This window comes from Dietzia sp. IN118 (genome assembly GCF_032905965.1).
GTDB classification, from domain to species: domain Bacteria; phylum Actinomycetota; class Actinomycetes; order Mycobacteriales; family Mycobacteriaceae; genus Dietzia; species Dietzia kunjamensis.
Genome location: NZ_JAUMSR010000001.1, coordinates 852,507 through 865,524 on the forward strand (window position 1 = coordinate 852,507; position 13,018 = coordinate 865,524).

The window sequence follows — 13,018 nt, forward strand, 5'->3', positions numbered from 1 at the left end:
GTGGGATGTGGCGCTGGTCACGTGACCAGAGCCACATCACCAGCGCCACATCACCCCTTCACACTAGGAGTACATGCATGCGTACCAAGGCCGCCATCATCAGGGAGCCCAAGCAGGACGGCTGGGAGGTCGTCGAGGTCGATCTGGGCGATCCCAGGGTCGGTGAGGTCCAGGTCAAGTTGGCCGCATCGGGCCTCTGCCATTCGGACGAGCACCTCCTCACCGGCGACCTGCAGTTCGAGACCTACCCCATCCTCGGCGGACACGAGGGTGCCGGTGTCGTCACCAAGGTCGGTGAGGGCGTCACCGGGATCGAGGAGGGTGACCACGTCGTCCTGGCGTTCATTCCCGCCTGTGGCACCTGCCCGCCCTGCGCAGAGGGGCTCCAGAACCTCTGTGACAACGGTGCCGGCCTGCTGACCGGCCGCGCGATCAGCGATGACACCTACCGGGTCCACACCACCGCGGGCGAGCCGGTCGCCTCGATGTGTGTTCTCGGGACATTCTCGCCGTACGTGACCGTCCACCAGTCCTCCGTCGTCAAGATCGAGAAGGACATCCCGCTCGACAAGGCCGCCCTGCTGGGCTGCGGCGTCGCCACGGGCTGGGGATCGGCCACCGAGATCGGTGGGGCGAAGGAAGGCGACATCGTCGTCGTAGTGGGCGTCGGCGGCATCGGCATCAACTCGGTGCAGGGCGCGGCTGCCGCGGGAGCTCGCGCGATCGTCGCCGTCGACCCGGTCGAGTTCAAGCGCGAGAAGGCCAAGGAGTTCGGGGCCACCCACACCTGCAGCTCCATGGACGAGGCGATGGCACTGGTCGGAGAGATCAGCTGGGGTCGGATGGCCGATCTGGTCATCCTCACGATGGGCGTGGTCGAGGGCAAAGACCTGCTCCCCGGTCTGCTCCTCACGGGCAAGGGCCGCCGGTGTGTCGTGGTGGGCCTGGGGGACATGATGGCCGTCGACGCCCAGGTGTCAATCATGGACCTGGCGATGCAGCAGAAGACACTGCAGGGCGCCATCTTCGGTGGCACCGGCCCGCGCAAGCAGATCCCGCACCTGCTGCACCAGTACCGCGCCGGGAACCTCAAACTGGACGAGCTCGTCACCAAGACGTACCGGCTCGAGGAGATCAACCAGGGGTACCAGGACATGCGCGACGGCAAGAACATCCGCGGTGTGATCATCTACGACGAACAGGACTGGTAACAGGAGGACACATGACGGCACCCGAGCAGCGCGCCCCCAAGCAGGACAGGAGCCGTATCACGCGGGAGCGTCTGCTCGGTGCCTCGATCGACCTCCTCGCGACGCAGGGCTGGGCGGCGACCACCGTGGGTGCGGTGGCCGCCGCCGCCGGCGTCTCCCGGGGCGCCGCACAGCACCACTTCCCGACGCGCGAGGACCTCATCACCGCCGCGCTCGGGCACATGATCGAACAGCGACTCGAGGACGTCCGGACCGTGGGCCTCGACCTTCCCGAGCCCGGACCCGAGCGAACGGTCGCGGTGGTCCGGCTCATAGTCGGGCACTACACGTCCGACCTGTTCAAGGCCGCGCTCCACGTATGGACCGCGGCGGCCTCAGACCCGGCCCTCAGGGACCGCGTGCTCCCGCTCGAGAACCACATGTCCCGTGAGGTCCTGTCCATCGCCGCGGCCGCCCTGGGTCGCGATCCGGGTGACGCGCGAATCCGGCGCGCACTCCAGACCACCCTGGACCTCGCTAGGGGGCTGGGGCTCGCGGACGTCCTGTCCGACGACTCGGCGCGACGTGACAAGATCGTGAGATTCTGGGCCCATACCCTGGACACGGTCCTCGATGCGGCCGGAGCCCCGCCCGCGGGAGATGCCGCGACCGGCCCATTTTGACCGCTGCATCCCCCGGCGGTTAGGCTTCACCATCGTGCTCGCAGTGCGCGAGCTGGACGATCGTGCCCGGTAGGCCAGCGAGAGCGGCTGACATGGTCGGCCGTGCGCGGCGACAGGCGCGCGAGAGTCCGGATACGAGCAACGTCCCAGTGACCGGTGGTCGCCCCCGTGGAGGCCGCCAGCTAGAGAAAGTCGGTTCATGCCAACCATCAACCAGCTGGTCCGCAAGGGCCGCCAGGACAAGAAGTCGGCGACGTCGACGGCTGCCCTCAAGGGTTCGCCTCAGCGTCGTGGCGTGTGCACCCGTGTGTACACCACGACCCCCAAGAAGCCGAACTCCGCGCTCCGTAAGGTCGCCCGTGTGCGCCTGACCACCGGTATCGAGGTCTCCGCCTACATCCCCGGTGAGGGCCACAACCTGCAGGAGCACTCCATGGTGCTCGTGCGTGGCGGGCGTGTGAAGGACCTCCCGGGTGTGCGCTACAAGATCATCCGCGGCTCGCTCGACACCCAGGGTGTGAAGGACCGCAAGCAGGCCCGCTCCCGCTACGGCGCCAAGAAGGAGAAGTAATGCCTCGTAAGGGTCCCGCCCCCAAGCGCCAGCTGATCAACGACCCGGTCTACGGGTCGCCGCTGGTCACCCAGCTCGTGAACAAGATCCTCCTCGACGGCAAGAAGACGACCGCCGAGCGCATCGTCTACTCCGCGCTGGAGATCTGCCGCGAGAAGACCGGAACCGATCCGGTCATCACCCTCAAGAAGGCGCTCGACAACGTCAAGCCGGCTCTCGAGGTCCGCTCCCGTCGTGTCGGCGGCGCCACCTACCAGGTGCCCGTCGAGGTCCGCCCCGGTCGTTCGACGACCCTGGCGATGCGCTGGCTGGTGACGTTCTCCCGGCAGCGTCGTGAGAACACGATGGTCGAGCGTCTGGCCAACGAGATCCTGGACGCCTCCAACGGTCTGGGTGCCGCGGTCAAGCGCCGCGAGGACACCCACAAGATGGCCGAGGCAAACCGGGCGTTCGCTCACTACCGCTGGTGACGCGTCGGGACCCGGGCCGGGGCGTGGGTATCCACGTCCCCCCGGCCAGGGTCCCGTTGTCACCCGCCGGGTGGCATCATTGATCAAGGCCCGTACCTCACGCCCCGCGTGCAGGTACCGGCAGCACTACCGACCCGGTTCGGACGGTCGACAGCGACCGCACGGGCCACCGACGACTCACATTCGGGAGAATCCGTGGCACAGGACGTGCTGACCGACCTCAACAAGGTCCGCAACATCGGCATCATGGCGCACATCGACGCCGGTAAGACCACCGTCACCGAGCGCATCCTGTTCTACACGGGTGTCAACCGCAAGGCAGGCGAGACGCACGACGGTGCGTCGACCACCGACTGGATGGAGCAGGAGAAAGAGCGCGGCATCACGATCACGTCCGCCGCCGTCACCTGTTTCTGGTCCAACAACCAGATCAACATCATCGACACCCCGGGCCACGTCGACTTCACCGTCGAGGTGGAGCGGTCCCTGCGCGTCCTGGACGGCGCCGTCGCCGTCTTCGACGGCAAGGAGGGCGTCGAGCCCCAGTCCGAGCAGGTCTGGCGTCAGGCCGAGAAGTACGACGTGCCCCGCATCTGCTTCGTCAACAAGATGGACAAGATGGGCGCGGACTTCTTCTACACGGTCCAGACCATCGTCGACCGTCTCGGCGCGAAGCCGCTGGTCCTGCAGCTCCCGATCGGCGCCGAGGACGAGTTCGACGGTGTCGTCGACCTCGTCGAGATGAAGGCGCTCGTCTGGCCAGGCAAGACCGACATCGGCACCGAGGCGCAGGTGCAGGACATCCCGGCCGACCTGCAGGAGAAGGCCGAGGAGTACCGCGAGAAGCTCCTCGAGACCGTCGCCGAGAGCGACGAGGCGCTGATGGAGAAGTATTTCGGTGGCGAGGAGCTGACGAAGGACGAGATCCAGGCGGCGATCCGCAAGATGGTCGTCAACGCCGAGATCTACCCGGTGCTGTGTGGTTCGGCGTACAAGAACAAGGGCATCCAGCCGCTGCTCGACGCCGTCATCGCCTACCTCCCCAACCCGCTGGACGTCGGCGAGGTCCACGGCCACAAGGTCGGGGACGAGGAGACGGAGATCCTCCGCAAGCCGTCCAAGGACGAGCCGTTCGCGGCGCTCGCGTTCAAGATCGCCGTGCACCCGTTCTTCGGAGAGCTGACCTTCGTCCGTGTCTACTCGGGCCGCATCGACCCGAGCACCCAGGTGCAGAACGCGACCAAGGGGAAGAAGGAGCGCGTCGGCAAGCTCTTCCAGATGCACGCCAACAAGGAGATGCCCGTGGAGGAGGCCGTCGCCGGCCACATCTACGCGTTCATCGGGCTGAAGGACACCACGACGGGTGACACACTGTGTGACCTGAACAACCAGGTCATCCTCGAGTCCATGACCTTCCCGGACCCGGTCATCGACGTCTCCATCGAGCCCAAGACCAAGGCCGACCAGGAGAAGCTCGGCACGGCCATCCAGAAGCTGGCCCGTGAGGATCCGACGTTCTCCGTGCGGCTGGACGAGGAGACCGGGCAGACCGTCATCGGCGGAATGGGCGAGCTCCACCTGGACGTGCTCGTCGACCGGATGAAGCGCGAGTTCAAGGTCGAGGCCAACGTCGGCAAGCCGCAGGTCGCGTACCGCGAGACCATCAAGGGCTCGATCGACAAGTTCGACTACACCCACAAGAAGCAGACCGGTGGTTCCGGTCAGTTCGCGAAGGTGCAGATCGCGCTCGGCCCGCTGGACCAGGAGGCCGTCGAAGCCGGCGAGACCTACGAGTTCAGCGACAAGGTCACCGGTGGCCGCGTGCCCAAGGAGTACATCCCCTCCGTGGACGCCGGCATCAAGGACGCCATGCAGTACGGCATCCTCGCCGGCTACCCGATGGTCAACGTCAAGGCGACGCTCGTCGACGGCGCGTACCACGAGGTCGACTCGTCCGAGATGGCGTTCAAGGTCGCGGGCTCCATGGCCTTCAAGGAGGCCGCCCGTAAGTGCCAGCCCGTGATCCTGGAGCCGCTGATGGCCGTGGAGGTCGTCACGCCCGAGGACTACATGGGTGACGTCATCGGCGACATCAACTCCCGCCGCGGCCAGATCCAGGCGATGGAGGAGCGCTCCGGCGCCCGCGTCGTCAAGGCCCACGTGCCGCTCTCCGAGATGTTCGGCTACGTCGGCGACCTCCGGTCGAAGACGCAGGGCCGGGCCAACTACTCGATGGTCTTCTCCCACTACGCCGAGGTTCCGGCGGGCGTGGCCAAGGAGATCATCGCCAAGGCGACCGGCGAGTAACCGGTACTGGTCCCGCCCCGCCGTCAGGCGGGGTGGGGCCGATGCCGGCGGCGCACGGTCGAACCTCCGGGTGGCCGCCGGTTCGTGCTCAACACGGCACGATGAGTAAGATCAGATCCCACACAAAGCAGTGCCCACCTCCAGGTGGGGACAGACCAGTCCAGGAGGACACCAAGTGGCGAAGGCGAAGTTCGAGCGGACCAAACCGCACGTAAACATCGGCACCATCGGTCACGTCGACCACGGCAAGACCACCACCACCGCGGCCATCACCAAGGTTCTGGCGGACACCTACCCCGACCTCAACGACGCGTTCGCGTTCGACGAGATCGACAAGGCGCCGGAGGAGAAGGCTCGTGGTATCACGATCAACATCTCCCACGTCGAGTACCAGACCGAGAAGCGCCACTACGCGCACGTCGACGCCCCCGGTCACGCCGACTACATCAAGAACATGATCACCGGTGCCGCCCAGATGGACGGCGCGATCCTCGTCGTGGCGGCCACCGACGGCCCCATGCCGCAGACCCGTGAGCACGTGCTGCTCGCCCGTCAGGTCGGTGTGCCCTACATCCTCGTCGCCCTGAACAAGTGCGACATGGTCGACGACGAGGAGATCCTCGAGCTCGTCGAGATGGAGGTCCGCGAGCTGCTGGCGTCGCAGGACTTCGACGAGGACGCTCCGGTCGTCCACATCTCGGCGCTCAAGGCGCTCGAGGGTGACCCGAAGTGGGTCCAGGCCATCGTCGACCTCATGCAGGCCTGCGACGACTCCGTCCCGGATCCCGAGCGTGAGACCGACAAGCCGTTCCTCATGCCCGTCGAGGATGTCTTCACGATCACCGGTCGTGGCACCGTCGTCACCGGTCGTATCGAGCGTGGCCAGATCAACGTGAACGAGGATGTCGAGCTCATCGGCATCAAGGAGAAGGCCACCAAGACCACCATCACGGGCATCGAGATGTTCCGTAAGCTGCTCGACTACGGCGAGGCCGGCGACAACGTCGGTCTGCTCGTCCGTGGTCTCAAGCGCGAGGACGTCGAGCGTGGCCAGGTCGTCATCAAGCCGGGCGCCTACACCCCGCACACCACGTTCGAGGGCCAGGCGTACATCCTGTCCAAGGACGAGGGCGGCCGTCACACGCCGTTCTTCAACAACTACCGCCCGCAGTTCTACTTCCGTACCACGGACGTGACCGGCGTCGTGACCCTCCCCGAGGGCACCGAGATGGTCATGCCGGGCGACAACACCGAGATGAGCGTCGAGCTCATCCAGCCGGTCGCCATGGATGAGGGCCTGCGCTTCGCGATCCGCGAGGGTGGCCGCACCGTCGGCGCCGGACAGGTCACCAAGATCATCAAGTGATCCACTGACCGCTCGGTCCGGGTGAATCCCCGGGTCGATCGAGGAAGGGCGCCCCACCGTCAGGTGGGGCGCCCTTCCCGCATTTCGCGGTGGTTCACGCGTGCCCGGGGGAGTGGACGACCGGTTTATCTGAGGCGACCGAGTTTCGTGCGACGAGCGAGCTACCTGCGGCGACCGAACTACCTGCGACGACCGAGGATGGTCATCGCGATCGACAACCCCACCGCGGCGACCCCGGCGAGCGCGGCCGCGGCGACGGCGGCGACCTGTTCGGCACTCGCGCCGTGCGCGTCGTACCCGGGACCGGATACCCCGTGCCGGCGGTCGACTTCCGCGAGTGCCCGGAAGAGTTCATCGGGATCGCCGCCCGCGTCCGGATGGTGGCGCAGGACCGCCTGCCGCCTGTCCCGTTTGTAGGCGGCGGGGTCCCGCGGCTCGCGTCTGCTGTTCACGATGTGGTCTCCTCCGCGTGTGGACTCTGGTCTTCCCGACGCTACCGAAGTACCCGGTCGTCGTGCCGGGGTCCGTGACGCACCCGAGGACGCCGGGACGTCCGGGATTTTGCCCTTCCGGCCGATGTACTGCATACTGGTCAAGTTGCCCGGACAAGGCGGCGATCCCGTATGGGCCCGATGGGCCCCGGGGAGAGTCGGGTTGGTCGGGCGAGCACGACCGGGGCGGGTGAGTGATCACCCGCCGGAAAAGCGGGAGGGCGACACGCCCGACCGCGTGGACGCGTCGTGACACGTCAACAGCGGCAGCGGATCGGTCCGCCGTCATCCTCGCCTCGCGCGAGCGATGTGGCACTCCGTCCTCTGGAGGTCTCGTAGTCGTGTCATGCCCGTGGGCGCGCGGCGGGGTCCTCCACGATGGAGCACCGATGCACGGGACCGGGTGGTAGACGGTCTGACGGTGTCACACATGACAAGCGAACACACAGTGTCCCCGCGCAGCGAGGGCGCTTACGACAGCCGCCCTCACGGGCGGGAGGAGAAGAGGACGAAGTGGCGGGACAAAAGATCCGCATCCGGCTCAAGGCCTACGACCATGAAGCTATCGACGCCTCGGCCCGCAAGATCGTCGAGACGGTGACCCGTACGGGTGCTCGTGTCGTCGGTCCCGTGCCGCTGCCCACCGAGAAGAACGTCTACTGCGTCATCCGCTCGCCGCACAAGTACAAGGATTCGCGTGAGCACTTCGAGATGCGTACCCACAAGCGGTTGATCGACATTCTCGACCCCACGCCGAAGACCGTGGACGCTCTCATGCGTATCGACCTGCCTGCCAGCGTCGACGTCAACATCCAGTGACCTCCGACCGCGTAGCGGTCAGCAAGCAACGTGCAGCGGAGACAGTGAACAGATGACTAACACCGAGATCAAGGGAATCCTGGGCGCCAAGCTCGGCATGACCCAGGTCTTCGACGAGAACAACCGGGTGGTTCCGGTTACCGTCGTCAAGGCCGGGCCGTGCGTCGTGACCGGGATCCGTACCCAAGAGACCGACGGCTACGACGCCGTCCAGATCGCGTTCGGCGCGATCGACCCCCGCAAGGTCACCAAGCCGGTGGCCGGCCAGTTCGACAAGGCCGGGGTCACCCCCCGTCGTCACCTCGCCGAGATCCGACTCGACAACGCCGAGCAGGCCGCCGGGTTCGAGATCGGCCAGGAGATCGGCGCCGACGTGTTCGAGGACGGCGCGTTCGTCGACGTCACCGGCACCTCCAAGGGCAAGGGCTTCGCCGGTACCATGAAGCGCCACGGCTTCGCCGGCCAGGGTGCCTCGCACGGTACGCAGGCCGTACACCGCAAGCCGGGTTCCATCGGCGGGGCATCGACCCCGGGCCGCGTCTTCAAGGGCAAGTCGATGGCCGGCCGCATGGGCAACGATCGCGTGACCACCATGAACCTCAAGGTCCACAAGGTGGACGCCGAGGCCGGCGTCCTCCTCATCAAGGGAGCCATCCCGGGTCGTAACGGCGGCCTCGTGATGGTCCGTTCCGCAGTGAAGGGCGGTGCGCGCGCATGACCACCACGGAGAACACCGTGAACCTCAAGCTGGACGTCCGTACCCCGGCGGGCAAGACCGACGGTTCGGTCGAGCTCCCCGCCGAGATCTTCGGCGTCGAGCCCAACCTGCCCCTGATGCACCAGGTCGTGGTGGCTCAGCTCGCCGCGGCGCGTCAGGGCACGCACTCGACCAAGACCCGTGGCGAGGTCCGCGGCGGCGGCCGCAAGCCGTTCCGCCAGAAGGGCACCGGCCGCGCCCGTCAGGGTTCGACCCGCGCCCCCGCCTACACCGGCGGCGGCACCGTCCACGGCCCGAAGCCGCGTGACTACTCGCAGCGCACCCCCAAGAAGATGAAGGCCGCCGCGCTCCGCGGTGCCCTCTCCGACCGGGTCTCGGCCGATCGCCTCCACGTGGTGACCGAGTTCGTCGAGGGACAGAAGCCGTCGACGGCCGGTGTCCGCGACTTCCTGGGCACCCTGTCCGACCGCAAGAAGATCCTGATCGTCGTCGGTCGTGAGGACGTCGCCGCATGGCGTTCCGTGGCCAACCTCGATCACGTCCATCCGATCGCTCCGGATCAGCTCAACACCTACGACGTGCTCCACGCTGACGACGTCGTGTTCTCGGTCGAGGCTCTGGACGCGTTCGTCACGCAGGCGAGCCGTGCGTTCGCCGGCAAGGCAGCGAAGGAGGCCGACAAGTGAGCACCGTCGCCGATCCCCGGGACGTGATCCTCGCCCCGGTCGTCTCCGAGAAGGCCTACGGCCTGCTCGAGCAGGGCGTGTACACGTTCCAGGTCGCCCCGGGCGCCAACAAGACGCAGATCAAGATCGCCATCCAGGAGATCTTCGGCGTCACCGTTGAGTCCGTGAACACCGCCAACCGTCAGGGCAAGCGCAAGCGCACCCGCACCGGGTACGGACAGCGCAAGAGCACCAAGCGCGCCATCGTGACCCTCGCGGCCGACAGCAAGCCCATCGAGATCCCGGGTCTGACCGCCTGACGGCGGGAAGAGTTAAGGACGAGAGAACCTCATGGCTATCCGCAAGTACAAGCCCACGACCCCCGGTCGTCGCGGCTCGAGCGTCTCGGACTTCGCCGAGATCACCCGCTCGACGCCCGAGAAGTCGCTGCTGCGCCCGCTGAGCAAGACCGGCGGCCGCAACGGTCACGGCCGTATCACCAGCCGCCACAAGGGCGGTGGCCACAAGCGCCAGTACCGCGTCATCGACTTCCGTCGTAATGACAAGGACGGCGTGCTCGCCACCGTCGCGCACATCGAGTACGACCCGAACCGCACCGCCAACATCGCCCTCCTGCACTACGCGGACGGCGAGAAGCGGTACATCCTCGCCCCGCGCAACCTGAAGCAGGGCATGAAGGTCGAGTCGGGTGCAGGCGCCGACATCAAGACCGGCAACAACCTCCCGCTCCGGAACATCCCTGCAGGCACCGTGGTGCACGCGGTGGAGCTCCGTCCGGGCGGCGGCGCCAAGATGGCCCGCGCCGCCGGCGCCGGCATCCAGCTGCTCGGTAAGGAGGGGACCTACGCCTCCCTCCGCATGCCCTCCGGTGAGATCCGCCGGGTCGACGTGCGGTGCCGCGCCACGATCGGCGAGGTCGGCAACGCCGAGCAGGCCAACATCAACTGGGGTAAGGCCGGCCGCATGCGGTGGAAGGGCGTTCGCCCGACCGTCCGTGGCGTGGTCATGAACCCCGTCGACCACCCGCATGGTGGTGGCGAGGGTAAGACGTCCGGTGGACGTCACCCCGTCAGCCCGTGGGGCCAGCCCGAGGGCCGGACCCGCAAGCCCAACAAGGCGAGTGACAGCATGATCGTCCGTCGCCGTCGCACCGGTAAGAAGCGTTAAGGAGGGAAACTAGGATGCCTCGTAGTCTCAAGAAGGGTCCGTTCGTCGACGAACACCTCCTCGCGAAGGTGGACGTGCAGAACGACAAGGGCACGCATCAGGTCATCAAGACCTGGTCGCGGCGCTCGACGATCCTGCCCGATTTCATCGGCCACACGTTCGCCGTCCATGACGGCCGCAAGCATGTGCCCGTGTTCGTGTCCGACTCGATGGTGGGTCACAAGCTCGGCGAGTTCGCGCCGACGCGCACGTTCAAGGGGCACATCAAGGACGATCGGAAGAGTAAGCGTCGATGAGCACTGATACGAAGAAGACCGACGACGGCACGGCGACGGCCGAGCAGAAGCTCTCCGCGCGTGCCACCGCCAAGTTCGTCCGCGTCACGCCCATGAAGGCGCGTCGTGTGATCGACCTCATCCGCGGCAAGGACGCCGCCGACGCGCTGAACACGCTGCGGTTCGCCCCGCAGGCCGCCAGCGAGCCGGTCGCCAAGGTCCTCGCCTCCGCGATGGCCAACGCCGAGAACAACCTCGACCTGGACCCCCGGACCCTCGTGGTCACGGCGGCCTACGCCGACGAGGGGCCGACCCTCAAGCGTTTCCGCCCGCGTGCCCAGGGTCGTGCGTTCCGCGTGCGTAAGCGTACGAGCCACATCACCATCGAGGTGACCAGCGTGCCCGAGAAGACCGGCTCCGGTCGGGCACGTCGCAACCAGGGAGGTGCCCGCTAAATGGGACAGAAGATCCAGCCGCACGGCTTCCGTCTCGGCATCACCTCGGACTGGACGTCCAAGTGGTTCGCCGACAAGCAGTACGCCGACTACGTCGCCGAGGACATCAAGATCCGTCAGCTCCTGTCCAAGGGCATGGAGCGGGCCGGTATCTCCGGGGTCGACATCTCGCGGACCCGTGACCGGGTCCACGTGGACATTCACACGGCCCGCCCGGGCATCGTGATCGGCCGTCGGGGCGCCGAGGCGGACCGTCTTCGCGGGGAGCTCGAGAAGCTCACCGCCAAGCAGGTCCACCTCAACATCCTCGAGATCAAGAACACCGAGGCCGACGCCCAGCTCGTCGCCCAGGGGATCGCCGAGCAGCTCTCGAATCGTGTGGCGTTCCGTCGCGCGATGCGCAAGGGCATCCAGTCGGCCATGCGTCAGCCCCAGGTCAAGGGCATCAAGGTGGTCTGTTCGGGTCGTCTCGGCGGTGCCGAGATGTCCCGTTCGGAGCGCTACCACGAGGGGCGCGTCCCCCTGCACACCCTGCGTGCCGAGATCGACTACGGCACCTACGAGGCCAAGACGACCTTCGGTCGTATCGGTGTCAAGGTGTGGATCTACAAGGGTGACGTGGTCGGCGGCCGTCGCGAGTCCGACCAGTACGCCCAGTCCAGCAACCGTGGCGGTGCCGACCGCGGTCCCCGCCGCGAGCGTGGCGCCGGTCGTCCGCGTCGCTCCGGGGCCCAGGGCACCACTGCGACCAGCACCGAGACCGGCCGCGCCGGTTCCGGCTCGGCCGCCGAGGCTCCTGCCGAGGCACCGCAGAACCAGACCAGGGAGGCGTGACAGTGCTTATCCCCAAGCGCGTCAAGCACCGCAAGCAGCACCACCCCGGCCGTAAGGGCGGGGCAAAGGGTGGCACCAAGGTGACATTCGGTGACTACGGCATCCAGGCTCTCGAGCCGGCCTACGTCACCAACCGTCAGATCGAGTCCGCACGTATCGCCATCAACCGCCACATCAAGCGTGGTGGCAAGGTGTGGATCAACATCTATCCGGATCGTCCCCTGACCAAGAAGCCCGCCGAGGTGCGGATGGGTTCCGGTAAGGGCTCGGTCGAGTGGTGGGTGGCCAATGTCAAGCCGGGCCGCATCCTGTTCGAGATGTCGTACCCGAACGAGGAGACCGCTCGCGAGGCCCTTCGCCGCGCGCAGCACAAGCTCCCGTGCAAGACCCGCATCGTGACCCGGGAGGAGCAGTTCTGATGGCTAGTGGAACCACCGCCCCCGAGCTGCGTGAGCTCGATGCGGATGCGCTGACCGCGCGTCTGCGTGAGGCCAAGGAAGAGCTGTTCAACCTGCGCTTCCAGATGGCCACCGGTCAGCTGACCAACAACCGTCGCCTGAGTGTCGTCCGCCACGACATCGCTCGCATCTACACCGTCATTCGCGAGCGCGAGCTCGGTCTGTCGGCGGCGCCGGGTGATGCCAAGTGAGTGACAAGGAAGCAGTTGTGACTGAGTCCAACGAGAACACCGAGCGCAACAGCCGCAAGGTGCGCATCGGGTACGTCGTGTCCGACAAGATGGAGAAGACCATCATCGTCGAGCTCGAGGACCGCGTGAAGCACCCGCTGTACGGCAAGATCATGCGCCGTACCGAGCGGGTCAAGGCCCACGACGAGACCAACACCGCCGGAGTCGGCGACCGCGTGCGGATCATGGAGACCCGCCCGCTGTCCGCCTCCAAGCGGTATCGCCTCGTCGAGGTGCTCGAGCGGGCCAAGTAAGCCCCCACTCGACATATGCGAACGGCCCGGCCCCGGGACTCCGG

At 66.9% G+C, this 13,018-nt stretch carries 18 protein-coding genes; 17 read left to right on the forward strand and 1 reads right to left on the reverse strand.

Translation table 11 applies throughout. The annotated features are described in order from the left end of the window. Positions 1–77 precede the first annotated feature (77 nt). The 6 genes from Q2K20_RS04175 to tuf all read left to right on the forward strand — a co-directional run bounded on the left by Q2K20_RS04175 (position 78) and on the right by tuf (position 6,587). On the forward strand, positions 78–1,211 hold the full coding sequence (locus Q2K20_RS04175; RefSeq protein WP_069388741.1) for an NDMA-dependent alcohol dehydrogenase: 1,134 nt from the start codon (positions 78–80) through the stop codon (positions 1,209–1,211). 11 nt (positions 1,212–1,222) lie between these two features. After that, entirely contained in the window at positions 1,223–1,873 is a 651-nt protein-coding gene (locus tag Q2K20_RS04180) for a TetR/AcrR family transcriptional regulator (RefSeq protein ID WP_067716699.1), read from the forward strand. A 199-nt stretch (positions 1,874–2,072) separates the two neighbouring features. Continuing rightward, positions 2,073–2,444, forward strand: coding sequence for a 30S ribosomal protein S12 (gene rpsL, locus Q2K20_RS04185; protein ID WP_010541164.1), 372 nt, complete (start codon positions 2,073–2,075; stop codon positions 2,442–2,444). Next, positions 2,444–2,914, forward strand: a complete 471-nt coding sequence (rpsG, locus tag Q2K20_RS04190; protein ID WP_067716696.1) for a 30S ribosomal protein S7 — start codon at positions 2,444–2,446, stop codon at positions 2,912–2,914. Before rpsL ends, rpsG begins: the two co-directional genes overlap by 1 nt. 195 nt (positions 2,915–3,109) lie before the next feature. Continuing rightward, entirely contained in the window at positions 3,110–5,221 is a 2,112-nt protein-coding gene (gene fusA, locus Q2K20_RS04195) for an elongation factor G (RefSeq protein ID WP_067716694.1), read from the forward strand. A gap of 175 nt (positions 5,222–5,396) precedes the next feature. Beyond that, on the forward strand, positions 5,397–6,587 hold the full coding sequence (gene tuf, locus Q2K20_RS04200; protein WP_067716691.1) for an elongation factor Tu: 1,191 nt from the start codon (positions 5,397–5,399) through the stop codon (positions 6,585–6,587). Between the two features lie 179 nt (positions 6,588–6,766). Here the strand turns inward: tuf and Q2K20_RS04205 are convergent, their stop codons facing one another. Beyond that, positions 6,767–7,039 carry a hypothetical protein gene (locus Q2K20_RS04205; protein WP_069388740.1) on the reverse strand — a complete coding sequence of 91 codons (273 nt, stop codon included), beginning with the start codon at positions 7,037–7,039 and terminating at the stop codon, positions 6,767–6,769. A gap of 552 nt (positions 7,040–7,591) precedes the next feature. Here Q2K20_RS04205 and rpsJ point away from each other — a divergent pair. Genes rpsJ through rpsQ form a run of 11 tightly spaced genes read left to right on the forward strand, consistent with a single transcriptional unit; the run spans position 7,592 to position 12,974 of the window. Further along, positions 7,592–7,897, forward strand: coding sequence for a 30S ribosomal protein S10 (gene rpsJ, locus Q2K20_RS04210; RefSeq protein ID WP_003938093.1), 306 nt, complete (start codon positions 7,592–7,594; stop codon positions 7,895–7,897). A gap of 52 nt (positions 7,898–7,949) precedes the next feature. Beyond that, a complete protein-coding gene (gene rplC / locus Q2K20_RS04215) occupies positions 7,950–8,615 on the forward strand; it encodes a 50S ribosomal protein L3 (protein ID WP_096907062.1) in 666 nt (221 codons plus the stop codon). Beyond that, entirely contained in the window at positions 8,612–9,301 is a 690-nt protein-coding gene (gene rplD, locus Q2K20_RS04220; RefSeq protein WP_067716681.1) for a 50S ribosomal protein L4, read from the forward strand. The genes rplC and rplD overlap by 4 nt, the downstream gene beginning before the upstream one ends. Further along, positions 9,298–9,600 carry a 50S ribosomal protein L23 gene (gene rplW, locus Q2K20_RS04225; RefSeq protein ID WP_067716678.1) on the forward strand — a complete coding sequence of 101 codons (303 nt, stop codon included), beginning with the start codon at positions 9,298–9,300 and terminating at the stop codon, positions 9,598–9,600. Before rplD ends, rplW begins: the two co-directional genes overlap by 4 nt. Positions 9,601–9,631: 31 nt before the next feature. Further along, positions 9,632–10,468: a 50S ribosomal protein L2 gene (rplB, locus tag Q2K20_RS04230; protein WP_067716676.1), complete on the forward strand. Its 837-nt coding sequence runs from the start codon at positions 9,632–9,634 to the stop codon at positions 10,466–10,468. A gap of 14 nt (positions 10,469–10,482) precedes the next feature. Then, entirely contained in the window at positions 10,483–10,764 is a 282-nt protein-coding gene (rpsS, locus tag Q2K20_RS04235; RefSeq protein ID WP_007628126.1) for a 30S ribosomal protein S19, read from the forward strand. Continuing rightward, a complete protein-coding gene (gene rplV / locus Q2K20_RS04240) occupies positions 10,761–11,198 on the forward strand; it encodes a 50S ribosomal protein L22 (protein ID WP_120284053.1) in 438 nt (145 codons plus the stop codon). The genes rpsS and rplV overlap by 4 nt, the downstream gene beginning before the upstream one ends. Next, positions 11,199–12,032, forward strand: coding sequence for a 30S ribosomal protein S3 (gene rpsC / locus Q2K20_RS04245; protein WP_067716670.1), 834 nt, complete (start codon positions 11,199–11,201; stop codon positions 12,030–12,032). Between the two features lie 2 nt (positions 12,033–12,034). Next, complete coding sequence (gene rplP, locus Q2K20_RS04250) at positions 12,035–12,451, forward strand: 50S ribosomal protein L16 (protein ID WP_010541175.1); 417 nt, start codon at positions 12,035–12,037, stop codon at positions 12,449–12,451. After that, positions 12,451–12,681 carry a 50S ribosomal protein L29 gene (gene rpmC, locus Q2K20_RS04255; RefSeq protein WP_269501829.1) on the forward strand — a complete coding sequence of 77 codons (231 nt, stop codon included), beginning with the start codon at positions 12,451–12,453 and terminating at the stop codon, positions 12,679–12,681. The genes rplP and rpmC overlap by 1 nt, the downstream gene beginning before the upstream one ends. Further along, positions 12,678–12,974: a 30S ribosomal protein S17 gene (gene rpsQ / locus Q2K20_RS04260; RefSeq protein ID WP_172812145.1), complete on the forward strand. Its 297-nt coding sequence runs from the start codon at positions 12,678–12,680 to the stop codon at positions 12,972–12,974. The genes rpmC and rpsQ overlap by 4 nt, the downstream gene beginning before the upstream one ends. Positions 12,975–13,018 lie beyond the last annotated feature (44 nt).

What these genes read in the sequence shown, in the direction of transcription:
- rpmC (WP_269501829.1), top strand. Translation starts at nt 12,451, where the DNA reads ATGGCTAGTGGAACCACCGCCCCCGAGCTGCGTGAGCTCGATGCGGAT.
- rplD (WP_067716681.1), top strand. Translation starts at nt 8,612, where the DNA reads ATGACCACCACGGAGAACACCGTGAACCTCAAGCTGGACGTCCGTACC.
- rplC (WP_096907062.1), top strand. Translation starts at nt 7,950, where the DNA reads ATGACTAACACCGAGATCAAGGGAATCCTGGGCGCCAAGCTCGGCATG.
- rpsS (WP_007628126.1), top strand. Translation starts at nt 10,483, where the DNA reads ATGCCTCGTAGTCTCAAGAAGGGTCCGTTCGTCGACGAACACCTCCTC.
- rplB (WP_067716676.1), top strand. Translation starts at nt 9,632, where the DNA reads ATGGCTATCCGCAAGTACAAGCCCACGACCCCCGGTCGTCGCGGCTCG.
- rplV (WP_120284053.1), top strand. Translation starts at nt 10,761, where the DNA reads ATGAGCACTGATACGAAGAAGACCGACGACGGCACGGCGACGGCCGAG.
- rpsL (WP_010541164.1), top strand. Translation starts at nt 2,073, where the DNA reads ATGCCAACCATCAACCAGCTGGTCCGCAAGGGCCGCCAGGACAAGAAG.
- Q2K20_RS04180 (WP_067716699.1), top strand. Translation starts at nt 1,223, where the DNA reads ATGACGGCACCCGAGCAGCGCGCCCCCAAGCAGGACAGGAGCCGTATC.
- rpsC (WP_067716670.1), top strand. Translation starts at nt 11,199, where the DNA reads ATGGGACAGAAGATCCAGCCGCACGGCTTCCGTCTCGGCATCACCTCG.
- Q2K20_RS04175 (WP_069388741.1), top strand. Translation starts at nt 78, where the DNA reads ATGCGTACCAAGGCCGCCATCATCAGGGAGCCCAAGCAGGACGGCTGG.
- rpsG (WP_067716696.1), top strand. Translation starts at nt 2,444, where the DNA reads ATGCCTCGTAAGGGTCCCGCCCCCAAGCGCCAGCTGATCAACGACCCG.